The sequence below is a fragment of the Leisingera aquaemixtae genome (assembly GCF_006740765.1).
Lineage (GTDB): Bacteria > Pseudomonadota > Alphaproteobacteria > Rhodobacterales > Rhodobacteraceae > Leisingera > Leisingera aquaemixtae.
Map to the genome: position 1 here is coordinate 1,517,533 of NZ_CP041159.1, position 22,806 is coordinate 1,540,338.

Consider the following 22,806-nt stretch of genomic DNA (forward strand, 5'->3'; position numbering starts at 1 on the left):
CCCCTTGTTACAACCCGCCGGCCGCTGCACCGGCGCCACGCGGGCAACAATTCTGCCATGGGCAGCGAATAGTTTCCTCGGAAAGTTCAATGTTTACGAGTATTTGACTAAATCCGCACAACCACATACTGAACTCATAAGTTTACTTAGGTCTGGCAGTGCGCACCCTACGCGCGCGGAATTGCAGAACGCCACCCGCCAGGCGGCAACGGGATTGATGACATGGAACTTTTGATCTTGCTTGGGATTGGCCTGACCATTGGCGGTGTGGCCTTGGCGATGGACGACGATGATGATGATGGCGGTGCAGCCGAGCGGGAGGTTTCCGAGCCGGAGGCGAACGTGGAGGCCGGAGGCACCACCACCGCAACCGACATTGCAGATGATCTGATCGGCACAAACGATGATGAAACCGTTTTCGCCAGGGGCGGCAACGACATCGTTGAAGGCCGCGGTGGCGACGACCGCCTGTTTGGTATGGACGGCAGCGATATTCTGGTAGGCGGCTCTGGCGCCGATTTCATGCGCGGCGGCGCCGGCGATGATTATTTGATCGACAATGCCGGTTCGGACACCCTGCACGGGGATACAGGTGACGACAGGATCGTTACGACCAGCGGCATCGATGGCGAAGGAATTGTCGGTCTTTCCCGCGGGTTGTCTGACGGGTCCATCACCGACCTCAGCGGTCTGGCAGAGTTTGTAAACCCGGACACGGATCTCGACGAGAGCGCAGACAGCGTGTCCGCCGGATACGGCGACGATACCGTGATCGCGGGTGATGGCGATACCGTCTCGCTCGGCGAAGGAAACGATACTCTGGTGGTTGGAGATTGGGTCGTGTCCGAGGATGACCCTGTTATCGTCACGGATTTCGACCCCGCCGAAGATCAGCTGATCTATTCCTACGACGGCGAGGGGCTGCCGCCCAGGTTGTCAGTTCAGACAATCGGCGACGGCACCGGCGACGAGGGACAGGGCTCGGCGCTCCTTTTTGCGGACAATGTCTTTGTCGCGCGGATCCAAGGCGCCGGCGGGTTGCTGACGGTCAGCGATGTTTCCATCGTTGACCGTGCTTCGGACGGATCTCTGTTTTCCTTATCCAGCAGCTCCGCCGCCTGAACGCCCCTCAGCGCCCCTCGAACTTCGCGGGGCGTTTTTCCATAAAGGCGGTCACGCCTTCCAGGAAATCCCGTGTCTTGCCGCACTGGCCTTGCAGATGCGCCTCTTCGGACAGCTGTTCCATCAGGCTGCGGCCAGAGCTTTCGCGCAGGGCGGATTTGGTGGCGGCAAAGGCTTTGCTGGGGCCTTGGGCCAGATAGGCGGCACGCGCGCGCCAATGGGCGTCGAACTCCGCGTCCGGCACCGCTTCCCAGATCATGCCCCAGTCGCTGGCCTGCTTGGCACTGATGCGGTCGGCAAACAGCGCCGCGCCCATCGCCTTGGCCATGCCAACCTGGCGCGGCAGGAACCAGGTGCTGCCGGCATCGGGGATCAGGCCGATCTTGCTGAACGCCTGCATGAAAAACGCGCTTTCGCTGGCGATCACCACATCCGCGGCCAGGGCCAGGCTAGCGCCTGCACCGGCTGCGGCACCGTTCACCGCTGCCACCACCGGCACCGGGCAGTTATAGATCGCCTCGACCATCGGCAGGTATTCGTCGCGCAGCGTGCGCTCCAGATCCAGATCGCCAGAGCCGGAGGCATCGCTCAGGTCCTGTCCGGAACAGAAGGCATCGCCCGCGCCGGTCAGCACCACTGCCCGCGCCTCTGCCTGGGCGGCCTGCATGGCATGGGTGATTTCCGAGCGCATCCGGCTGGTCAGCGCGTTTTTCCTGTTGGCCCGGTTCAGGGTGATGACGGCCAGCCCGTCCTCCAGCGTGAACAGGATTTCCTTGTAGTCCATAGGGTCGCCTCATGCAGCTAGTGTCCCGGGCTGGCCATGCGCCAGCGGGCCCGTTTGGCGCCATGGTGACGCAAAGCCCTGCCGCCGGAAAGGCAGACCCGGCGTCAATCCTCCAGGATTTTCCGCAGCCGGTCCTGCTCTTCCGCGCTCAGCCCCGTCTCTGCCGTTTTCGGCGCCCGGGAGCGGCCGCGGACATAGAACACCGCAATCACCAGCGCCGCCAGCAGCATCAGCGGCCCCGCCGCCCACAGCAGCCAGTTGGCCCCGCTGGTGGTGGGGCGCAACAGCACGTACTCGCCGTAACGGGCCACGATAAAGTCCATCGCCTCCCGGTCGCTGTCGCCCGCCACCAGCCGCTCGCGCAGCAGCACCCGCAGGTCGCGCGCCAGTTCGGCGTTGGATTCGTCGATGCTTTCATTGCGGCAGACCAGGCAGCGCAGGTCCTTGGACAGCTCCCGCGCGCGCGCTTCCAGCGCCGGGTCCGCCAGGATCTCGTCCGGCTCCACCGCCAGCGCAGGCGCCGGGGTGAACAGCGCCGCGGCCATCAGGGCCGCCAGGGCCACGATCAGAAAACGCATCGGTTTCATTCCGCAGGCACTCCCGCTGCCGGTGTCTTGCGCGCGCCCGCGGCCACGCGGAACCGCCTGTCGCTCAGGCTCAGAAGACCGCCAAGCGCCATCAGGATGGAGCCGGCCCAGATCCAGTTCGCAAAGGGTTTGATATAGGTGCGCATGGTCCAGCTGCCATCGGCCTGCTGGTCGCCCAGCACCACATACAGATCCCGCGTCACCCGGTAGTCAATCGCCGCCTCGGTGGTCGGCATCTTCGCCACCGGATAGTCGCGTTTCTCCGGGAACATCACCGCCTCGGGCCGTCCGTTGCGAGTGACTTCGACCCGGCCCTTGGTGGTGAAGTAGTTCGGCCCCTGCTCGCGGGTCACCTCCTGCAGCACCAGGGAGAAGGCGCCAACCTCAAACGGCTCGCCAAGACGGGCCACGCGGATATCCTCCTGTTCCCAGGCGGTCAGGCCCGCGATCGCAAAGATGGTGACGCCGAGGCCCGCATGGGCCGTGGCCTTGCCCCAATCCGCCCGCGGCAGCCGCAGCATCCGCTGCAACCGGCCGGATTTGCCGCTGCGCATCCACAGATCCGCCAGCGCACCGAACACCACCCAGGACCCCAGGAACAGGCCCACCGGCCCCAGCGCCGAGCGCCCGGTCTGCATTGACCAGGCCAGCACGCCCAGCGACACCGCCAGCACAAACACATAGCGCAGCTGCCAGGCCGTACGCCCGATCCGTCCGCGTTTCCACGGCAGCATCGCGCCGACGGGCAGCAGCAGGCCCAGCACCACCATGAAGGGAGTGAAGGCCGAATTGAAGAACGGCGGGCCGACGCTCAGCTTCCGGTCCAGCAGCATCTCCGCCACGATCGGCCAGATGGTGCCGAAGAACACCACAAAGCAGCTGACCGCCAACAGGATATTGTTGGCCAACAACGCGCTTTCGCGGCTGATCACGCCAAAGACGCCCTTGGCTTCCATCGCCTGTGCGCGCGCCGCAAACAGGGTCAGCGCGCCGCCGGTGAAGAAGGCCAGGATGAACAGGATGAACACGCCGCGCTCCGGGTCGTTGGCAAAGGCATGCACGCTGGTGATCACGCCGGAGCGCACGATGAAGGTGCCGATCAGCGAGAAGCCGAAGGCCAGGATCGCCAGCAGGATGGTCCAGCTTTTCAGGCTTTCGCGCTTTTCCACCACGATGGCGGAGTGCAGCAGCGCGGCGGCCAGCAGCCAGGGCATGAAAGAGGCATTCTCTACCGGGTCCCAGAACCAGAAGCCGCCCCAGCCCAGCTCGTAATAGGCCCACCAGGACCCCAGCGCGATGCCGATAGTGAGGAAAATCCAGGCCGCCAGTGTCCAGGGCCGCACCCAGCGGCCCCAGGCGGCGTCGATGCGGCCTTCGATCAGGGCGGCCACCGCAAAGGAAAACGCCATGCTGAGGCCCACGTAGCCGAGGTAGAGGAACGGCGGGTGGAACGCCAGCCCTGGGTCCTGCAGCAGCGGGTTCAGGTCCTGCCCGTCAAACGGCGGCACCGTCAGGCGCAGGAACGGGTTGGAGGTGAACAGGATGAAGGCGAAAAACGCCACCCCGATCGCCGCCTGCACGGACAGCACACGGGCCTTCAAAGTCGGCGGCAGGCCGCCGCCAAAGACCGAGGCCAGCGCCCCGAACAGGCTGACGATCAGCACCCACAGGAGCATCGAGCCCTCGTGGTTCCCCCAGGTGCCGGAGATCTTGTACAGCATCGGCTTGGCCGAATGGCTGTTCAGCGTCACCAGCTTCAGCGAGAAGTCGGAGGTGATGAAGGCCCACATCAGCGCGCCAAAGGAGAACGCGGTGAACAGGAACTGCGCCTGCGCCGCAGGCTCTGCCACGGCCATCCAGCCGGGCCAGCGTTTGTGGGCGCCGATCAAGGGGATCACGGCCTGCACGATAGCGATCATGAAGGCGAGGATAAGGGCAAAGTGGCCAAGCTCTGTAATCATGGGATTTCCTATACGCCTGTCTGCCGGCAGGGCCAATGGCAAACGCCGCGCCATGCCGCCGCAGAGGGCAAAATGTGATCAGCCGCGGCGCGCCTTCCAGGCGTCCAGCGCCGGATTGTCCTCCGCCGCAGAGGCGGCGTCCAGCCCAGCTGCCGCCTCCGTCCGGGCGGAGGCCGCGTCAGGCGGCTCGGCCCTGAGCCGCTCCAGCGCGGCGATGTTTTCCGCCACCTGCGGCGCCCGCGCCATGCTGGCGGCCAGCGCGTGCTGAAATTCCTGGCTTTTCACCTGATGGCGGGCGCCAAAGTAGAAGGAAACGATGACCCCCAGCAGCCACCATAAGGGTTCCGGCACCAGCGCCAGCCCTTGCATTCTTGCAGCAAACCAAACCGGATCGCTGAGAGACGCCCCCATCAGTGCAAGGGTTCCCAGCGCCAGCAGGGGGCGCGGCAGCCGGTTTACCCCGTCCATGAAGCGGTCAAAGCGGCTTTTGCCGCCATACTGGAACTCCGCCGCCAGCTGGCTCAGTGCAGCGCTTTGCATCTCGTGCGCGCGGGCGGCGCCGGCCTCCGCGTTTTCGCGAAACACTTCAAGCGTTTCCCGCAAGGCATTGCGGCGGCTTCCAAAAACAAGGCTGAATACATCAGCGATCACCCCCATGCCGCTGTCCTCCGCTGGAACGCCTGCTGGCTCAGATGGTATTGGGCAGAGATGAACTCCTCTGCCCGTGTGATCCAGCCGCCCTTGCCGCCTGCACGGGTGCGCGCGTATTTGCGGCTGGCCGGACGCCGGTCCGCCAGGCGGAAGTAATAATTGCGGCGCGCCACGCCGTAGGCATCGCGCAAGGCCTCCGCGCCGATCTCTGCCGCCTGCGCTGCCGCGCCGGCGGTCTGCGGGCCGATGGCGCCGTCAACCGCCACCGCATAGCCCATGTCGCGCAGCAGCCGCTGCAGAATGCGCACCGCGTTGCTGCCGGCATTCACATACATGTCGAAGACCGATGCCTGCAGGCAGGGCGGCAGGCTGGCGATCCGCGGTGCCTCGAAATAATGGCGGATGAAGATGTCTGCCGCCTGGGCCCGGCTGAGCGCCTGCACATCCTCCACCCCGACAGCACCGTCGCCGGTCAGATCCAGCCCCAGCCGCCGCAGGGTGCCGATGGTCACGCCGTATTTGGTGGCCCCGCCGGGATCATCCGGATCATTTGCAAACCCGCCTTCGCGCGCCACGATCTGTTCTGCAATTTCCTGAACGCTCTGCATCTCACCTCACCACTTGCAACCGCAACAGGATGCCGCAGAGGGCCTAAAACCTGATGACACAACCGTGCGCAGGCTGCGCAACACCCCCTCGAAGCGCTGCCGCGCCGCGCGCAGCGCGGCGCCCGGCCCAACGCAAAACGCCTCCCCGGAGGGAGGCGTCTTTGGGGCGGGAGCACACCGGCTGCGGAACCGGGATCAGGTCTCGGGCTCTTGATAAACGCCCTGCTCCTTCAGCGCGTCCATGACTTCCTTTGGCATATAGGTCTCATCGTGTTTCGCCAGGATTTCAGTGGCTTCAAAGACACCGTTTACGTAACGCCCGGTGCCGACCATACCCTGGTTCTCCTCGAACAGGTCAGGCAGCACGCCGGTATAGGCGACGTTTACGGTCGCCCCGCCATCGGTCACGGCAAAGCGCACGGTTTCACCCTGGCCGCGCTGAAGCGAGCCTTCTGCCACCAGCCCGCCGATACGGAACACTTCCGACGGCTTCGGCGGTTCCTCCATCACCTGGCTGGGCGAGCGGAAGTAGTTGATCCCGTCCCGCATGGCATAGCCGATCAGGGCGGTTGCCACGATCAGGGCCACCGCGGCAACCGCGATGACCTGGATACGGCGCTGTTTCTTCAGGTTCTTCATGGTGTCCTCTATTCAGGCCCAAGCCAGCGCCGCCCCCGGATCAGGGGAACAGCGGCGCCATCATCAGGCCTTCGGTCTCGTTCTCACCTAACATCAGGTTGGCATTCTGCAAGGCCTGGCCGCTGCTTCCTTTTGTCAGGTTATCCAGTGCTGCAATGACGATGGCGCGGCCTTCGATCCGGTCCTGCGCCACGCCGATATGGCAGAAGTTGGAGCCGCGCACGTGATGGGTCGAAGGCGCCTCGCCAAAGGGCAGCAGCTCGATGAAGGGTTCATCGGCGTAAGCCTTGGCAAAGGTCTCATGGATCGCCTTGGCATCGCCCTTCACATAAACGGTCGCCAGGATGCCGCGGTTCACCGGCAGCAGATGCGGGGTGAACTGCACCTTCACGGGGCGGCCAGCGATCTTGCTGAACTCCTGGTCGAACTCGCCCAGGTGCCGGTGGGTGCCGCCGATGGCATAGGCGTTGTAGCCCTCGCTCAGCTCTGCGTGCAGCAGGTTTTCCTTGAGCGACCGGCCGGCGCCGGAGACGGCGCATTTCAGGTCAAGAATGATCTCGTCCAGGTCGATGACGCCCGCCTCGATCAGCGGCCGCAGGGCAAACTGGCCGGTGGCGGCGTTGCAGCCGGTGCCGGCCACCAGGCGCGCGGATTTGATTTCTTCCCGGTAGAACTCGGTCAGGCCATAAACCGCCTCTTCCTGCTGCTCCAGCGCGGCATGCGGGTTGCCGTACCACTTCTCGTACTCCGCCGGGTCGCGCAGCCGGAAGTCCGCCGACAAATCGACGATCTTCAAGTCCTTGGGCAGGGCTTTGATCACGTCCTGGCTGGTCTTATGCGGCAGCGCGCAGAAGCAGAGGTCTATATTTGCGAAGTCGATCTCGTCGATCTTGCACAGCACCGGCAGTTCCATGTGGCGCAGGTGCGGGAACACCTCGGCCATGGTCATGCCGGCCTTGCGGTCGGCGGACAGCGCCGCGATCTCGATATTCGGATGCTGGGCGATCAGCCGCACCAGTTCGGCGCCGGTATAGCCGGAGGCGCCAAGGATAGCCACTTTATGGGTCATGTCAGACCTCGTCTTTCAATGTGATATGCCGGTTCCGCAGCCATCTGCGGAGAGAAATAGGAAAAACTGCGCCTCAGCACTTTGACCTGGAACAAGGTTCCGGACGGTCGCAGTTCAGGCTGCCTGAAAGGTGATTTCCCGTCGGAGAAACTGCGTCGCGCGGTCGCTGACGCGGCCCGGGTTTCCGGTGGTATAGAACCCGCCCGCGCCATTGCCCTGCATCCCGGGATGGCGCTGCAGGTAGTCCGCCAGGCTGTCTGCCACCAGGCTGCCCTGGCTGAACACCTTCACCTCCGGCCCCAGTGCGGCCTGAAAGGTCTGCTCCATCAGCGGGTAATGGGTGCAGCCGAGGATCGCGGCCTCAGGGTGCGGCATCTTGCGCTTCAGCGCATCGACATGGGAGCGCACCAGCGCCTCCGCCAGGATCATGTCGCCGTCCTCGATCGCGTCGACAACGCCGCCGCAGGCCTGTGCCTCGACATCGACGCCGATGGCGCGGAAGGCCAGTTCCCGCTGGAAGGCGCGGCTGGCAACGGTGGCGGGCGTTGCAAACAGCGCCACATGCTTCACCTCCACCTCGCGCGGCGGCGAATTGTCGCCCCACTGCCGTTCGGTCAGCGCTTCAATCAGCGGCACAAATACGCCCAGCACCCGCTTGCCCTGGGGCAAGCCGCCCTCCTGCATCCGGCGCAGCGCGGCGGCAGAGGCGGTGTTGCAGGCGAGGATCACCAGATCGCAGCCCTTATCCCACATGTTCTCCATCGCGGCCTTGGTCAGCTGATAGATGTTTTCGGCATCGCGCACACCATAGGGCGCATGGGCGTTGTCGCCGTAATAGAGGAAATCCACGTCCGGCAGGCGCCTTTGCGCCGCGTCCAGGACGGTCAGCCCGCCCAGGCCTGAATCAAAGATGCCTACAGCCATTTCGCCTTCTCACGCGCGGTGTTTCTCTTCGAACTCAAACCCGTAACCCAGGGATTTGAGCGGTACTGGAGAAAGCTCATACGTCGCTTTGCGCAAGAAATCCATAAGTGCTTTTGTATCACCCGCCAGGGGCGCCAGAACGCCGCGGCCGATGGGGTCTCCGATCACCACCCGGACCGGCGTGTCGACCCGCTTGCGGAATTCCTGGATCAGCAGCCCCATGCGCAGTGTGGCATGCAGGTGGCTGGCGATCTGGAACAGGCGCGAGGTGTGGCCGTCAAAGAACACCGGCACCACCACCGCCTCGGATTTGGCGATCATCCGGGCGGTAAAGCCGCGCCAGCCGGGGTCCATCGGGTGGCCCAGCGGACGCGCCGCGGTGGACACGGTGCCGCCGGGAAAGATGCCGATGGCACCGCCCTCAGCCAGAAAGCTGAGCGCGTCCTTACGGGTCTGCAGGTTGGTCTGCACAGCTTCGCGCGTTTCGGCAAAATCCACCGGCAGGATCACCTTGTTCAGGTCCTCGGCCTTACGGAAGACATGGTTGGCCAGGATGCGGAAGTCGCCGCGGGTTTGTGCCAGGATATGCCCCATCATCAGCCCGTCGAGAATGCCATAGGGATGGTTCGCTATGAGGATCACCGGCCTGTCCTGCGGAATATTGCTCAGCGCGCCGCCGGCCACGTCCAGCGCCAGCCCGTAACGCTCTGCCATCACCGGCCAGAAGCTGCGCCCCGCCGCCACCTCCTGCTCATACCCGGCGGCACGGCGGATCAGGCTCAGCCGGCCCGTGGCATTCTCCATCAGACGGATCACCGCGCGGCCTGCGCGGGTGGAGGCGGAATGGGCGTAGGAAATGTCACGGGCGGTATGGCGCTGCGCCTGCATCGGGGCGGGTCTCCGTCTGGTGGCTGCGGCCAGATAAGGCCGGAGGCGCACTTTGGAACAGGGGCGTAACAGGGGTGTGACGCTTTGCAGCAAGCCGCTGCGCCGCATCCCCCGCCCGGGTCAGGCGGCGGCAGTCCGCTTGCCGCCCATCAGCGGCAGGCCCGCCAGCCCGGCGCCGCGCCACAGCACATAGGTCAGGACCGGCTCTGCGCCCGTGTTCATCGCATGGGGCTGCCAGCCGCCGTGCAGCCGGGTGCCGCCGGCCTCCAGCCAGCATTCGCTCTCCTGGGTCAGGAACTCAGCGCCGCCGCCCAGCACCACATACAGCTCTTCGGCCTCGTGGCTGTGCCAGTCATACCGCAGCCCGGCGCCCCAATAGGCGATATAGCCGCGCAGCTGGGTGCTGCGGAAATGGCCGGCCGGGCCGAACAGCTCGAAATATCCGTAGTTCTGCAGGAAATGCGCGCCCACCTCGGCCTCGGTGTAGGTCTGCGCCCAATGCGCCTGCCCCGCCGCGGTGCGCAGTGTGCCGATCAGGGGCTGGGTCTCGGGCGTGCCCGGCAAGGCGAACTCTGCCACTTGCTGCTGCGCGGGGATGGCTGCCGGAGCCAGCGCGGCGGGCTCCAGATCGCTGGGCCAGGGCGCGAACGCCCGCAGGGCGGGAAGCCGGGAATGCAGGTCGCAAGCAGCCTGCAAGGCCTGTGAGAGAGACATCGGGCGGCTCCTTTCCGGTGCGGCTAGGGAATGCAATCCGGGCAGAGCCTAGCGGCGGCGCGCCGAAACGCGCGCTGCATTTGCTGAAAAAATGCGCTGAAAGCGACCGCTGCGGCAGAATTCTGCATGCGGGCCGGCCCGAGGGGCGCGGAACGGCAAACGCCGCGCGTCAGCGCGGCGCCCGGCCCAACGGCTTTGGGCCTTTCTGTGAAAGGATCAAAGCGGGCGGGAGCGCCCCGCCCTGCCCTCAATCACCCGGCGTTATTCTGCCGCCTGTTTGACTGGCATGCCGCCCCGGCGCAGGGCTGCCAGCAGCTCCTCGCGCCGTTTGGCGGCCTTTTGCTCGTTCGCCATCTTCACCGGACCGAAGCCTCGGATCTGCAGTGGCAGTTCGGCCAGGGCCACCAGCGGCTCCATGATTTCAGGCGATGCTTTCGGCAGCCATTCCTGCATGTCACCCTCATACTGCTTGATCAGCGCCCGCTCCATCCTGCGCTCCTCGGTGTAGCCGAAGATGTCGAGCGGGGTGCCGCGCAAGGATTTCAGCTTGGCCAGCAGGCGGAACCCGCGCTCCATGCCTGCGCCGAACTTGCGCTTTTGCGGGCGGCCGTTCGGGTCGGTGCCGCCCAGCATCGGCGGCGCCAGGTGGTAGGAGAGCTTGAGGTCGCCCTCAAACTCCGCCTCCGCCTTGGCGCGGCTGTCCAGCAGCAGGCGGGCGACCTCGTATTCGTCCTTGTAGGACAACAGCTTGTGATAGCCCTTCGCCACCGCCTCTTTCAGCGCCGGATCGCTGATCCCGTCCAGCAGCTTGCCATAGCGCTTGGCCAGCCCCTTGCCCTGATAGGCCACCAGATGACCGGCGCGGAAAGCGATTTTCTCCTCCAGCGTCTTGGGTTTCTCCACCACCTTGGGCTGGATCAGCCGTGCGGCCTCTTCCGGGTGCAGCACCGCCCAGCGGCCGATGTCGAAGGCGCGCTTGTTGCGCTCCACCGCGGCGCCGTTCATCTCGATCGCCTGTTCGATCGCCTCAAAGCTGACGGGCACCAGCCCCTTCTGCCAGGCGCCGCCGAACACCATCATGTTGGAAAAGATCGAGTCGCCCATGGTGACGCGCGCCAGCTCGGAGGCGTCAAACAGGTCCAGCCGGTCGCGCAGGCGCGCCTGCAGAGCGACCTCCAGCCGGTCGGTGGGGACGGCGAACTCTGTGTTGCGGGTGAATTCGCCGGTGATGATCTCGTGGCTGTTCACCACTGCGCCGGTCTGGCCGGTTGTGGTCAGGCCCAGGGTCTTGGCACCGGCGCTGACCACCAGGTCGCCGCCGATCAGCGCATGCGCCTCGCCGGTGGCGACGCGGATGGCAGAGATATCCTCCGGCTTGTTGGCGATCCGGCAGTGGATATGCACCGCGCCGCCCTTCTGGGCGAGGCCGGCCATTTCCATCAGCCCGGCGCCCTTGCCGTCGATCTGCGCCGCCTGCGCCAGCACCGCGCCGATGGTCACCACGCCGGTGCCGCCGACGCCGGTGATCACCACGTTATGAGTTCCGTCGATTGCCGGCAGCGCCGGCTTGGGCAGATGCGGCAGGTCGATGGCTGCGGTCGCCTCCTTGCGGATCTTGGCGCCTTCGACGGTCACGAAGGACGGGCAGAAACCGTTCAGGCAGGAGAAGTCCTTGTTGCAGGACGATTGATCAATGGCGCGCTTGCGGCCCAGTTCGGTGTTTTTCGGCACGATGGAGACGCAGTTCGACTGCACCCCGCAATCGCCGCAGCCTTCGCAGACGTCGGAGTTGATGAACACCCGCTGGTCGGGATCGGGGAACTGGCCGCGCTTGCGGCGGCGGCGTTTCTCGGCGGCGCAGGTCTGGATGTAGATGATGGCAGAGACGCCCTCGACCTGCTCGAACTCGCGCTGGATCTTCATCATCTCGGCGCGTTCGTGCATCCGCATCCCGGCCGGGAACAGGCCGGCGTCGACGTCCTCTTTCTCGTCATAAACCACCGCGATGGTCTTCACGCCCATCGCGGTCAGTTCGTGCGCGATCTGCTGCGCCGTCAGCCCGCCCTCAGCCTGCTGGCCGCCGGTCATCGCCACCGCGTCGTTATACAGGATCTTGTAGGTGATGTTGGTGCCCTCGGCGAGCGCCGCCCGGATCGCCTGCACGCCAGAGTGGTTGTAGGTGCCGTCGCCAAGGTTCTGGAACACATGTTTGCGCTTGGAGAATGGCGCCTCGCCCACCCAGTTGACGCCCTCGCCGCCCATATGGGTGAAGCCGGTGGTCTCGCGGTCCATCCACTGCACCATGAAATGGCAGCCGATCCCCGCATAGGCGCGGGAGCCGTCCGGCAGCTTGGTGGAGGAGTTGTGCGGGCAGCCGGAGCAGAAATAGGGCAGACGGGTGGCGATTTCCTCAGCGTTATCGGCACGGCGCGCCTCTGCCAGGCTCTCCAGCCCGGCACGCAGCGCCTCGGTGTCACGGCCTTCCTCAATCAGGATGCTGCCCAGTTTCTCGGCGATCATGATCGGGTCCAGCGCGTAGCGGGTCGGGAACAGCTCATCCCGGTGCATGGAGCCGGCACCGCCCTTGTACCAGCCATAGACGCGGCGGCCCTGGCGGGTGTCGAAGATCGCTTCCTTGATCTGGATCTCGATCAGCTTGCGCTTTTCCTCGACCACCACGATCAGGTCCAGGTCTTCGGCCCAGTCATTGAAGCCCTTCATGTCCATCGGCCAGGTCTGTCCCACCTTGTAGGTGGTGATGCCCAGCCGCTCGGCCATGTTTTCGTCGATGTTCAACAGCTTCAGCGCATGCACCAGGTCGAGCCAGTTCTTGCCCGCGGCGACAAACCCGATCTTGGCGCCGGGCTTGCCCCACACGCGCTTGTCCATCTTGTTGGCGTGGCTGAACGCCTCTGCCGCAAAGCGCTTGTAGTCGATGATGCGGTTTTCCTGGCGGAAGCGGTCGTCGTCCAGGCGGATGTTGAGGCCATCGGCGGGCATGTCGAACTCCGGCGTGACCAGCTGCACCCGGTCCGGGCGCGCGTCGACGACCGAGGTCACCTCGATGGTGTCCTTCATGGTCTTGAGGCCGACCCAAAGGCCGGAGAAGCGGCTGAGCGCATAACCGTAGATGCCGTAGTCCAGGATTTCCTGCACGCCGGCCGGGCTGACGATCGGCAGGTAGCAGTCCAAGAGCGACCATTCCGACTGGTGCAGCACGGTGGAGCTTTCGCCGGTGTGGTCGTCACCCATCGCCAGCAGGACGCCGCCGTGCTTGGAGGTGCCGGCCATATTGGCGTGGCGCAGCGCATCGCCGGAGCGGTCGACGCCCGGGCCCTTGCCGTACCACAGGCCAAAGACGCCGTCGTATTTGCCCTCGCCGCGCACCTCGGCCTGCTGCGCGCCCCAGAGCGCGGTGACCGCCAGATCCTCGTTCAGCCCGTATTGAAAGGTGACATCCGCCGCCTTCAGGTGCTTTTCCGCGCGGCTCATCTGCAGGTCCACCGCGCCCAGCGGCGAGCCGCGGTAGCCGGTGACCAGACCGGCGGTGTTCAGGCCTGCCGCCTTGTCGCGGTGCTTCTGCATCAGCATCAGCCGCACCAGCGCCTGAGTGCCGTTCAGCAGAACCGGCGATTTGGTCAGATCGTATTTATCATTGAGTGAGATCTTTTGCGTGCTCATCGTGGCCTCCTCAACCGGGACTAGCTTGCACTTTCTGGCCCGCAGAATAGGTCATAATTGCTGACCTGAATAGCCGCTTTTTTTTTGTTTTCGCTCGCTTGCGTCACGAAAACTGATACATAACTAAGATTTCATATAGTCGGCCCCGAACGCACAGAAAGTAACGGATATGGATTGGGACAAGCTCAGAATATTTCACGCGGTGGCGGACGCGGGCAGCCTGACCCATGCCGGCGACAAGCTGAACCTGTCGCAATCGGCGGTCAGCCGCCAGATCCGGGCGCTGGAGGAGAGTTTGAACGCCACTCTGTTTCACCGTCACGCGCGCGGGCTGATTCTCACCGAACAGGGTGAGCTGCTGTTTGACGCCACCCAGTCCATGACTGCGCGGCTGGAGGCGGCCTCAGCCCGCATCCGCGACAGCGAAGAAGAAGTGTTCGGCGAATTGCGGGTGACCACCACCGTGGGCTTCGGCACCCTGTGGCTGGCACCGCGGCTGACCAAACTGTATGAGCAGTACCCCAACCTCAAGATCGACCTGATGCTGGAGGAACGGGTGCTGGACCTGCCGATGCGCGAGGCCGATGTGGCGATCCGCATGAAGGAGCCCAGCCAGGCCGATCTGGTGCGCAAGCGGCTGATGACCGTGCGCATGGGGCTCTATGCGACGCCGGCCTACCTGGAGAAGCACGGCAATCTGGAAACATCCGCCGACATTTCGCAGCACCGGCTGATATGCCAGAACCAGCGGTCTGCCCAGGTGGGCTCTGCCGCGGTTCTGGGCAAGAAGCTGATGGCGCAGGATCCGGCATCCCTGCTGACCGTCAACAACTATTTCGGCGTGCTGCAGGGGGTTCTGCACAATCTGGGCATCGGCATTCTGCCCGACTATGTGACAGAAGAATTCCCGCAGCTGGTCGAGGTGCTGCCGGACGAGGACCAGAACGAGGTTCCGGTCTACCTCGCCTATCCGGAAGAGCTGCGCCATTCGCAGCGGGTCGGCGCCTTCCGCGATTTTGTGCAATCCGAGATCATGGAACACCGCAAGCACATGAAAGCGCTGGGCAAGCTGTAAGCCCGGCAGCCGCCGCCACGGAGCGTTCCAGCCGCAGTGCGGCGACCGGCCGGCGTGCGTCCGGCCTGTCCCGGGACCGCCGCCCCAGCCATGCAAAAACCGCATAGCAGCATTGACACCCATTTATTGTTAATCCCCTTGAAGGGGCAGGCCCGGAGCCCTAAATGAAACTCATGAAGGCGGCGGCAACGCCTCCCTTCATACCTCCCTGTTGGACTTCGGCCGAGCTTAGTGCTCGGCCTTTTTTTTGCGCGCAACCGGCTGGCATATAAGCACTGTTTCGGCGCTGCAAACACCTGCCCCCCCGGCCATTGGCCTTTGCAGCGCCGGTCCGGCGCGGATCGCCGGCTGCCTGGGCTGTTTAGCACCGGTGCGGGAAAGGACGCCCGAACATTCTTACTCTTTCCGGCGGCCTGCATTCGCAATGCTTGTATTTTCAGCGCTTTGCCTGCCCGCCGCCGCAGTTTCCGCCGCTTTCAGAACTCCGCGGTGCCATCTGCGGCCGCGGGGCACGGCGGCGGGCGTGCTGCGGCGCAAAGACGCCGCCTGCGGCATCTGCCGGGGATTCGACTAATTCCACTTCCCCCGCGCCCCTCCTTGCCCTAAAAGGCGCGCAATCGCAGCCATTGGGGACGTTTACGGATGCAGGAACCCGCCATCACGCCTGAATTGATTGCCAATCACGGGCTGAAGCCCGAGGAATACGATCTGATCCTGGAAATCATCGGGCGGGAGCCGACCTTCACCGAGCTGGGGATTTTCTCGGCGATGTGGAACGAGCACTGCTCCTACAAGTCCTCCAAGAAATGGCTGCGCACCCTTCCGACCGAAGGCCCGCAAGTGATCTGCGGCCCCGGCGAGAACGCAGGCATCGTGGACATCGGCGACGGCGATGCCGTTGTTTTCAAGATGGAAAGCCACAACCACCCCTCTTACATCGAACCCTACCAGGGTGCGGCAACCGGGGTTGGCGGCATTCTGCGTGACGTCTTCACCATGGGCGCGCGGCCGATCGCCTCGATGAATTCGCTGTCGTTCGGCGAAACGTCGCACCCCAAGACCCGCCGGCTGGTTAACGGCGTGGTTGAGGGCATCGGCGGCTATGGCAACTGCTTTGGCGTGCCCTGCGTCGGCGGCGAAGTCCGCTTCCACCCCGCTTACAACGGCAACTGCCTGGTCAACGCCTTTGCGGCGGGCCTCGCGCGCACCGATGCAATCTTCTATTCCGCCGCGTCGGGCGTGGGCATGCCGGTTGTGTACCTGGGCGCCAAGACGGGCCGTGACGGCGTTGGCGGCGCCACCATGGCGTCGGCGGAATTCGACGACACCATCGAGGAAAAGCGCCCCACCGTTCAGGTCGGCGACCCCTTCACCGAAAAACGCCTGATGGAAGCCACGCTGGAGCTGATGCAGACCGGCGCGGTGATCTCGATCCAGGACATGGGCGCGGCAGGCCTCACCTGCTCTGCCGTGGAAATGGGCGACAAGGGCAAGCTGGGCGTGCGCCTGGACCTGGAAAAGGTGCCGCAGCGCGAAGAGAACATGACCGCCTACGAGATGATGCTGTCGGAATCCCAGGAGCGGATGCTGATGGTGCTGAAGCCGGAGCTGGAAGCCGAGGCGCGCGCGGTGTTCGAAAAGTGGGATCTGGACTTTGCCATCGTCGGCGAGACCATCGCCGAAGACCGCTTCCTGATCATGCACAACGGCGAAGTGAAGGCCGATCTGGTGCTGTCGAAACTGTCCTCCACCGCGCCGGAATACGACCGCCCGTGGAAGGAAACCCCGGCAGCCGAGCCGCTGAGTGACGCGGATGTGCCGACCATCGACCCGATCGACGGGCTGAAGGCGCTGCTGTCCTCCCCCAACTATGCCGGCAAGCAGTGGGTTTACGAGCAGTACGACACCACCGTGATGGGCGACACCCAGCGCCGTCCGGGCGCGGGCTCTGGCATTGTGCGGGTGCATGGCACCGACAAAAAGCTGGCCTTCACTTCCGACGTGACGCCGCGCTACGTCAAGGCAAACCCGTTTGAGGGCGGCAAGCAGGCGGTGGCAGAAGCCTACCGCAACCTGACCGCGGTCGGGGCCAAGCCGCTGGCAACCACCGACAACCTGAACTTCGGCAACCCTGAAAAGCCGGAGATCATGGGCCAGTTCGTCGGCGCCATCAAAGGCATCGGCGAGGCGGTGGCGGCGCTCGACATGCCGATCGTGTCCGGCAACGTGTCGCTGTACAATGAAACCGACGGCAAGGGCATCCTGCCGACCCCGACCATCGGCGCCGTGGGCCTGATTGCCGCCGGAGAAGAGCCGATCATCGGCGAGGCACGCGACGGCCATGTCGCCCTGCTGGTGGGTGAAACCATCGGCCACCTCGGCCAGTCGGCGCTGCTGGCAGAGGTTTTCAACCGCGAGGACGGAGACGCCCCGGCGGTGGACCTGGAGGCTGAGAAGCGCAATGGCGAATTCATCCGCGCCAACCGCGATTTCATCAAGGCCTGCACTGACCTCGGCGACGGCGGTCTGGCGCTGGCGGCGTTTGAGATGGCCGAAGAGGCCGGCGTCGGCGTGCAGATCGATGCGGGCGACACCCCGACCGTGTTCGGCGAAGACCAGGCGCGCTACCTGATCGCCTGCAACTTTGACCAGGCTGAGGCGCTGATGCTGGCCGCAGGCCAGGCGGGCGTGCCGCTCACCTCCGTCGGCAAGTTTGGCGGCGACATGGTGAAGATCGGTGCTTCCGAGGCGCCGCTGGCTGAGCTGAAGGACATCTTCCGCTCCAGCTTTGCCGCAGCCGTGGCCTGAGGCGCGGCGCTGCCCCTTGGGGCGGCAGATACATGATCAAGGGCGGGATGGCACAGCCGTTCCGCCTTTTCCTTTGACACGTCCTATGACACAGGGACCGGCCCATGACCCTTCCTGACCTGACAGAGGATTGCAGCCGCTGCGCGGGCCTTTGCTGCGTGGCCTATCCGTTTGAGGCGCATGAGGATTTCGGCCTGCTGAAGGACGCGGACACGCCCTGCCCCAACCTCGCCCCGGATTTCCGCTGCACCATCCACGAGGATCTGGCCAAATGCGGCTTTGGCGGCTGCGCCGCCTACTCCTGCGCCGGCGCCGGGCAGCGGGTGACGCAAGACCTGTTCGGCGGCGAAACCTGGCGCGATGACCCCGACCTGCTCACCCATATGACCCATGCCTTGCGGGTGGTGCGCCCGATCCACGAGGCGCTTTTGGTGCTGCAGGAGGCTGCCGCGCTGCCGCTGCCCACGCCCCTGCAGGACCGCTGCGCAGAACTGACCCGGGCGCTGTGCCCGGAAAACCCCGCGTCGGTCTGGGACTTTGAGGAGGACAGCGTACAGGAGGCGCTGGCCAGCCTGCCGGACTTTGTCGAAAGCCTGGCCCCCTTTGCCCGGGACGGCTGCTAATCCTGCTTGCACAGCCTCCGGCGCCCCCCTACATTTTTGGCAAACAAGACAAAGGACTTCCCCGGATGCCCATGCAAGCCCACGAAATCGAAGAACTGCTGCGTGCAGCTTTCCCGGATGCCGAAATCCAGGTTGGCGGCACCGATGGCGTTCACATGTCGGCGATGGTCGTCGACGAAAGCTTCCGCGGCAAGAACCGCGTCCAGCAGCAGCGCGCCGTCTATGCCGCGCTCAAAGGCAAGATGGACGGCCCCGCGGGCGAATTGCACGCGCTGGCGCTGACCACCAAGGCGCCGGAATAACGTTCCATGTCATTGTTCGCCTCCATTCTGGTGCTCGGCATTGTGGTCATGACCGCCGTTGTTGCGGTCGTCTCCCAGCGCCGCCGCCCGCTGGAGGATGATGATACGGACCCGGACTACCACACCCTGCGTTCCGACTATCAGTCGGGCATGGGCGGCGGATCCGTTCGCACTTGGAAGGTTCCCAAAGACCCGCAGGAATACGCGCGCTTCTTCGTGCCCAAGAGCAACCGGAAATAGCGTAGAACCGGTCCCGGTATGCCCGACGGGGCGGATTGGCAAAACCCGCGAAACTGCCTATATGACGGCCAACGCAAACGGCGCAGCAGCCGAAAGGAAATAGAGATATGACCGACGCAAAGAACCGCATCGACGAAACCGTCAAAGCCAATGACGTGGTGCTCTACATGAAAGGCACCAAGGAAATGCCGCAGTGCGGCTTCTCCTCGCGCGTGGCGGCGGTGCTGAACTATATCGGCGTCGACTACACCGACGTGAACGTGCTGGCGGACGAAGAGATCCGGTCCGGCATCAAGGAGTATTCTGACTGGCCGACCATTCCGCAGCTCTATGTGAAGGGCGAGTTTGTCGGCGGCTGCGACATCATCACCGAGATGGCCCTGTCGTCGGAGCTGGACACCCTGTTCGAGGACAACGGCATTTCCTTCAACAAGGAAGCAGCCGACAAGATCCGCGAAGCCAACGCCTGATTTCCGTCAGCAGCGGCAAGAAAAAAGGCGCCCCAGCGGCGCCTTTTCCTTTTTCGGGCAACGGCTTGGGGCAAAAACCTCAGCTTGCCGCCTGTTCCTCGACCTGCTGGGCCAGCGCCTCGGTGCGGGCGGCCAGTTCGGCCAGGCTTTCGGTCACCTGCGGCGGCACCACCGCCACCTCGACCCGTTCAGGCTCCGGCGGGGGCGCGTTTTTCAGCGCTTCCAGCTCCTGCACGCGCTCGGCGAGTTCGGCCTCCACTTCCTTGATCCGGTCCTCGACGGCAGCGGTCTTGTCGGCCAGCATCAGCCCGGCCATCAAGAGCATCCGCGCCTCGGGCATCCGGCCGATCTGGTCAGACAGCACCTGCGCCTCGTCGTCCAGCATCTTGGCGGCAGAGTGCAGATAGCTTTCCTCGCCCTCCTGGCAGGACACTTCAAAGCCGCGGCCGCCGATATGAATGGTCACTTCGGGCATCAGACTTCCTCTCCTTCCGGCAGATTGCGGGCGGTGGCCAGCAGCGGTTCCAGCTTTGCCAGCACCGCGTTGACCTGGGCCTGGTCGCTGGCCTGGGCTGCGCGCAGGCCTTCGATTTCCGCCTCCATCGAGGCATTGATCAGCCCGGCATCGCCAAGGCTTTGGGCGTTGGCCTCGCGCAGCGCCGCGTTGGAGGCGCGAAGTTCCTCATTGGCCTGGCGCAGCTGCTGCAATTCACTGTCCAGCCGCAGAAGGGCCTCGTTCTGGCGCGCGATCTCTGCGCTCATGTCCGGTGCCGCGGACGGCTCTGCAGCGGGCTGCGCGGCGGAGGTGCCGGGCTCCTCCAACTGGGCCTTCAGGCTGTCATTTGCGGCCTGCGCTTCGGCAAGCTGGTCTTCCAGCCGCTCTCTGTCGCTGGCGGCAGTGTTGGCTGCGGCCTCAATCTGGCTTTTCAAACGCGCAACTTCGACCCGCAGCGCTTCTTTTTCGGCCGGGTCGCCGGCCTCGTTGCGCAGCAGCTGCAGCTCCGCCTGCATTGCCGCAACGTCATCAGCGCCGGCAGGCGCCTTGCTTTCGGCCTCCTGCAGGCGGGCGTGCAGCACCTTCACCCGCTCTTCCAGCTGGGCGTTGGCGGTTTTCTCTTCATCCAGAGCCTGCTCCAGCGCCTCGTTGGCGGCATTCGCAGCCGCCTCCTCGGCAGCCTTGGCGGCTGCTGCGGCGGCTTCCGCCGCCTTTACCTGGTCCGCCGCGCGGGCCTCCTGCAGAGCTGCCGTGCCTGCGCTGATGCGCTCCAGCGCGGCCTGGATGCGGCCTTGCAATTCTTCGATCTGGTTCATGCCTGTCCCTCACCCGTCCACATCAGTTCACTCTTCTTTTGCCGGTGCCTGCGCGAATCGCGCACGCGCCTCTGACATGGGCCAGTTATTCCCTATCAGGGATAAAACACCCCCCCTTGTCTTTCAACCACTTGCCGCGCCAACTTCGCGCAGGGCAGCAGACATGCGCGCAACCGTGCTTGATCTTTGGCTCATCGCTGCTATTGAGCGCACCAATTGCCTGTAACGCCAAAGGAACAATCCCAGTGGACCTGACAGCCCTGCGCACCGCCAATCCCGAGCATTGGAACAAGGCCGCCGCCATCCGCGCGCTGGCCCTGGACGCCGTCGCCGCCGCCAACTCCGGCCACACCGGTATGCCGATCGGCATGGCCGATGTGGCGACCGTTCTGTTTGAAAAACACCTAAAATTTGATGCATCCAACCCGTCCTGGCCGGACCGCGACCGGTTCATCCTGTCGGCTGGCCACGGCTCGATGCTGATCTATGCGCTGCTGTATCTTGCCGGCGACAGCCAAGTCACCCTGGATCAGATCAAGAACTTCCGCCAGATGGGCGCGATCACCGCGGGCCACCCGGAAAACTTCCTGGTCGACGCTGTCGAAGTGACCACCGGCCCGCTGGGCCAGGGCATCTCCAACGCCGTCGGCTTTGCCATGGCAGAGGAAATGCAGCGCGCCCATTACGGGCGTAAGGTTGTCGATCACCACACCTATGTGATCGCCGGCGACGGCTGCCTGATGGAAGGCATCAGCCAGGAGGCCATCGGCCTTGCAGGCCGCCACCAGCTGGGCAAGCTGATTGTCTTCTGGGACAACAACAACATCACCATCGACGGCACCGTTGACCTCAGCGACCGCACCAACCAGGTGCAGCGCTTCAAGGCGTCGGGCTGGCAGGTGCTGGAAATCGACGGCCACGACCCCAAAGCCATCGACGAGGCCATCGAAGCGGCGAAGAAGTCGAAAAAACCGTCGATGATCGCCTGCAAGACCCATATCGCCCTGGGCCACGCCGCGCAGGACACCTCCAAGGGCCATGGCGCGCTGACCGACAAGGACCAGCTGCAGGCGGCCAAGGACGCCTACGGCTGGACCGGCGGCCCGTTCGAAGTTCCGGCAGAGATCAAGTCGCAGTGGGAAGAAATCGGCGCCCGCGGCAAATCCGAGCGCGAAGCCTGGGAAGCCCGCTTTGCCGAGCTGTCGCAGCAGAAGCAGGACCGTTTCAACCGCGCCTATGCGCTGGAGGCCCCCAAGAAGCTGTCGGCCACCATCAAGGCGCTGAAAAAGCAGGTCTCCGAGACCCAGCCATCGGTTGCGACCCGCAAGTCGTCGGAAATGGTGCTGGAAGTGATCAACCCGATCATGCCGGAAACCGTCGGCGGCTCCGCCGACCTCACCGGCTCCAACAACACCAAGACCGGCGACCTGGGCGTCTTTGACACCGACAACCGCAAGGGCCGCTATGTCTACTGGGGCATCCGCGAGCACGGCATGGCCGCAGCGATGAACGGCATGGTCCTGCACGGCGGCGTGCGCGCTTACGGCGGCACCTTCTTCTGCTTCACCGACTATGCCCGCCCGGCGATGCGCCTGGCCGCCCTGTCGAAGATCCCGACCGTGTTTGTGATGACCCACGACTCGATCGGCGTCGGCGAAGACGGTCCGACCCACCAGCCGGTGGAGCATCTGGCCATCTGCCGCGCGACCCCGAACACCTATGTGTTCCGCCCGGCCGACACCGTGGAAACCGCCGAGGCCTGGGAGATTGCCCTGACCGCCAAGGACACCCCCTCGGTGCTGGCCCTGACCCGTCAGAACCTGCCGACCGTGCGGACCGAGCACAAGCTCAGCAACATGGTCGAAAAAGGCGCCTATGTTCTGGCCGAGGCAGAGAACAAGCGCCAGGTGATCCTGATCGCCACCGGCTCCGAGGTCTCGGTTGCGATGGAGGCCAAGGCCAAGCTGGAGGCCGAGGGCATCGGCACCCGCGTGGTGTCCATGCCCTGCATGGAGCTGTTTGCAGAGCAGGACGAAGCCTACCGCCGCAAGGTCCTGCCCGCAGGCCCGGTCCGCGTCGGCATCGAGGCCGCCGTGCGCGCCGGCGGCTGGGACCGCTGGCTGCTGGGCGAGCGCGGCCAGGAGAAGAAAGCCGGTTTCGTCGGCATGGACCGCTTCGGCGCGTCTGCGCCTGCAGGCGAGCTGTTCGAGAAGTTCGGCATCACGGCTGAAGGCACAGTGGCCAAGGTGAAAGAGCTGCTGGCGTAAGCTATCGCAATTACCTTAATCTAAAGGGGCATCCGATTGGTTGCCCCTTTTTTGTTGCATCGCTCACAAGGTACTTTCGCAG

Annotated in this window: 21 protein-coding genes; 8 read left to right on the plus strand and 13 right to left on the minus strand. The window is 64.7% G+C overall.

The features are described from left to right. Window positions 1–222: 222 nt before the first annotated feature. The gene (locus tag R2C4_RS09045; RefSeq protein WP_141890378.1) at window positions 223–1,122 is read left to right on the plus strand and encodes a calcium-binding protein; all 900 of its coding nucleotides are present in this window, start codon (window positions 223–225) and stop codon (window positions 1,120–1,122) included. 7 nt (window positions 1,123–1,129) lie between these two features. Here the strand turns inward: R2C4_RS09045 and R2C4_RS09050 are convergent, their stop codons facing one another. The 11 genes from R2C4_RS09050 to R2C4_RS09100 form a co-directional block, all read right to left on the minus strand. Then, window positions 1,130–1,906, minus strand: coding sequence for an enoyl-CoA hydratase-related protein (locus R2C4_RS09050; RefSeq protein WP_141890379.1), 777 nt, complete (start codon window positions 1,904–1,906; stop codon window positions 1,130–1,132). A 104-nt stretch (window positions 1,907–2,010) separates the two neighbouring features. After that, a complete protein-coding gene (locus R2C4_RS09055; protein WP_141892072.1) occupies window positions 2,011–2,484 on the minus strand; it encodes a cytochrome c-type biogenesis protein in 474 nt (157 codons plus the stop codon). 5 nt (window positions 2,485–2,489) lie between these two features. Then, window positions 2,490–4,454: a heme lyase CcmF/NrfE family subunit gene (locus tag R2C4_RS09060; protein WP_141890380.1), complete on the minus strand. Its 1,965-nt coding sequence runs from the start codon at window positions 4,452–4,454 to the stop codon at window positions 2,490–2,492. A 78-nt stretch (window positions 4,455–4,532) separates the two neighbouring features. Continuing rightward, on the minus strand, window positions 4,533–5,111 hold the full coding sequence (locus tag R2C4_RS09065) for a holin family protein (protein WP_141890381.1): 579 nt from the start codon (window positions 5,109–5,111) through the stop codon (window positions 4,533–4,535). After that, a complete protein-coding gene (locus R2C4_RS09070) occupies window positions 5,102–5,713 on the minus strand; it encodes a holin-associated N-acetylmuramidase (protein WP_058286971.1) in 612 nt (203 codons plus the stop codon). The genes R2C4_RS09065 and R2C4_RS09070 overlap by 10 nt, the downstream gene beginning before the upstream one ends. A 195-nt stretch (window positions 5,714–5,908) precedes the next feature. Next, entirely contained in the window at window positions 5,909–6,352 is a 444-nt protein-coding gene (gene ccmE / locus R2C4_RS09075) for a cytochrome c maturation protein CcmE (RefSeq protein WP_141890382.1), read from the minus strand. Between the two features lie 40 nt (window positions 6,353–6,392). Beyond that, on the minus strand, window positions 6,393–7,421 hold the full coding sequence (argC, locus tag R2C4_RS09080; RefSeq protein WP_141890383.1) for an N-acetyl-gamma-glutamyl-phosphate reductase: 1,029 nt from the start codon (window positions 7,419–7,421) through the stop codon (window positions 6,393–6,395). A gap of 114 nt (window positions 7,422–7,535) precedes the next feature. Beyond that, on the minus strand, window positions 7,536–8,345 hold the full coding sequence (gene murI / locus R2C4_RS09085) for a glutamate racemase (RefSeq protein ID WP_141890384.1): 810 nt from the start codon (window positions 8,343–8,345) through the stop codon (window positions 7,536–7,538). Window positions 8,346–8,354: 9 nt separating this feature from the next. Beyond that, window positions 8,355–9,233: a lysophospholipid acyltransferase family protein gene (locus tag R2C4_RS09090; RefSeq protein WP_141890385.1), complete on the minus strand. Its 879-nt coding sequence runs from the start codon at window positions 9,231–9,233 to the stop codon at window positions 8,355–8,357. 120 nt (window positions 9,234–9,353) lie between these two features. Continuing rightward, a complete protein-coding gene (locus R2C4_RS09095) occupies window positions 9,354–9,947 on the minus strand; it encodes a dimethylsulfonioproprionate lyase family protein (protein ID WP_141890386.1) in 594 nt (197 codons plus the stop codon). A 261-nt stretch (window positions 9,948–10,208) separates the two neighbouring features. Further along, window positions 10,209–13,628, minus strand: a complete 3,420-nt coding sequence (locus tag R2C4_RS09100) for an indolepyruvate ferredoxin oxidoreductase family protein (RefSeq protein ID WP_141890387.1) — start codon at window positions 13,626–13,628, stop codon at window positions 10,209–10,211. A 169-nt stretch (window positions 13,629–13,797) separates the two neighbouring features. On the opposite strand from R2C4_RS09100, the gene R2C4_RS09105 reads away from it, so the two are divergent. The 6 genes from R2C4_RS09105 to grxD all read left to right on the plus strand — a co-directional run bounded on the left by R2C4_RS09105 (window position 13,798) and on the right by grxD (window position 19,146). Continuing rightward, a complete protein-coding gene (locus tag R2C4_RS09105) occupies window positions 13,798–14,703 on the plus strand; it encodes a LysR family transcriptional regulator (protein ID WP_058286978.1) in 906 nt (301 codons plus the stop codon). Window positions 14,704–15,345: 642 nt separating this feature from the next. Continuing rightward, window positions 15,346–17,511: a phosphoribosylformylglycinamidine synthase subunit PurL gene (purL, locus tag R2C4_RS09110; RefSeq protein ID WP_141890388.1), complete on the plus strand. Its 2,166-nt coding sequence runs from the start codon at window positions 15,346–15,348 to the stop codon at window positions 17,509–17,511. A 104-nt stretch (window positions 17,512–17,615) separates the two neighbouring features. Further along, the gene (locus R2C4_RS09115) at window positions 17,616–18,134 is read left to right on the plus strand and encodes a hypothetical protein (RefSeq protein ID WP_244940809.1); all 519 of its coding nucleotides are present in this window, start codon (window positions 17,616–17,618) and stop codon (window positions 18,132–18,134) included. Between the two features lie 65 nt (window positions 18,135–18,199). Beyond that, window positions 18,200–18,436, plus strand: a complete 237-nt coding sequence (locus tag R2C4_RS09120) for a BolA/IbaG family iron-sulfur metabolism protein (protein ID WP_141890389.1) — start codon at window positions 18,200–18,202, stop codon at window positions 18,434–18,436. Between the two features lie 6 nt (window positions 18,437–18,442). Then, window positions 18,443–18,676, plus strand: coding sequence for a hypothetical protein (locus tag R2C4_RS09125; protein WP_141890390.1), 234 nt, complete (start codon window positions 18,443–18,445; stop codon window positions 18,674–18,676). A 107-nt stretch (window positions 18,677–18,783) separates the two neighbouring features. Beyond that, window positions 18,784–19,146: a Grx4 family monothiol glutaredoxin gene (grxD, locus tag R2C4_RS09130; protein WP_058286982.1), complete on the plus strand. Its 363-nt coding sequence runs from the start codon at window positions 18,784–18,786 to the stop codon at window positions 19,144–19,146. Window positions 19,147–19,225: 79 nt separating this feature from the next. Here the strand turns inward: grxD and R2C4_RS09135 are convergent, their stop codons facing one another. Together R2C4_RS09135 and R2C4_RS09140 are read right to left on the minus strand one after the other, a co-directional pair. After that, window positions 19,226–19,621 carry a cell division protein ZapA gene (locus R2C4_RS09135; RefSeq protein ID WP_141890391.1) on the minus strand — a complete coding sequence of 132 codons (396 nt, stop codon included), beginning with the start codon at window positions 19,619–19,621 and terminating at the stop codon, window positions 19,226–19,228. Beyond that, window positions 19,621–20,457, minus strand: a complete 837-nt coding sequence (locus tag R2C4_RS09140; protein ID WP_141890392.1) for a coiled-coil domain-containing protein — start codon at window positions 20,455–20,457, stop codon at window positions 19,621–19,623. The genes R2C4_RS09135 and R2C4_RS09140 overlap by 1 nt, the downstream gene beginning before the upstream one ends. Window positions 20,458–20,702: 245 nt before the next feature. Between R2C4_RS09140 and tkt the strand changes: the two genes are divergently transcribed. Continuing rightward, entirely contained in the window at window positions 20,703–22,724 is a 2,022-nt protein-coding gene (tkt, locus tag R2C4_RS09145) for a transketolase (RefSeq protein ID WP_141890393.1), read from the plus strand. Window positions 22,725–22,806 lie beyond the last annotated feature (82 nt).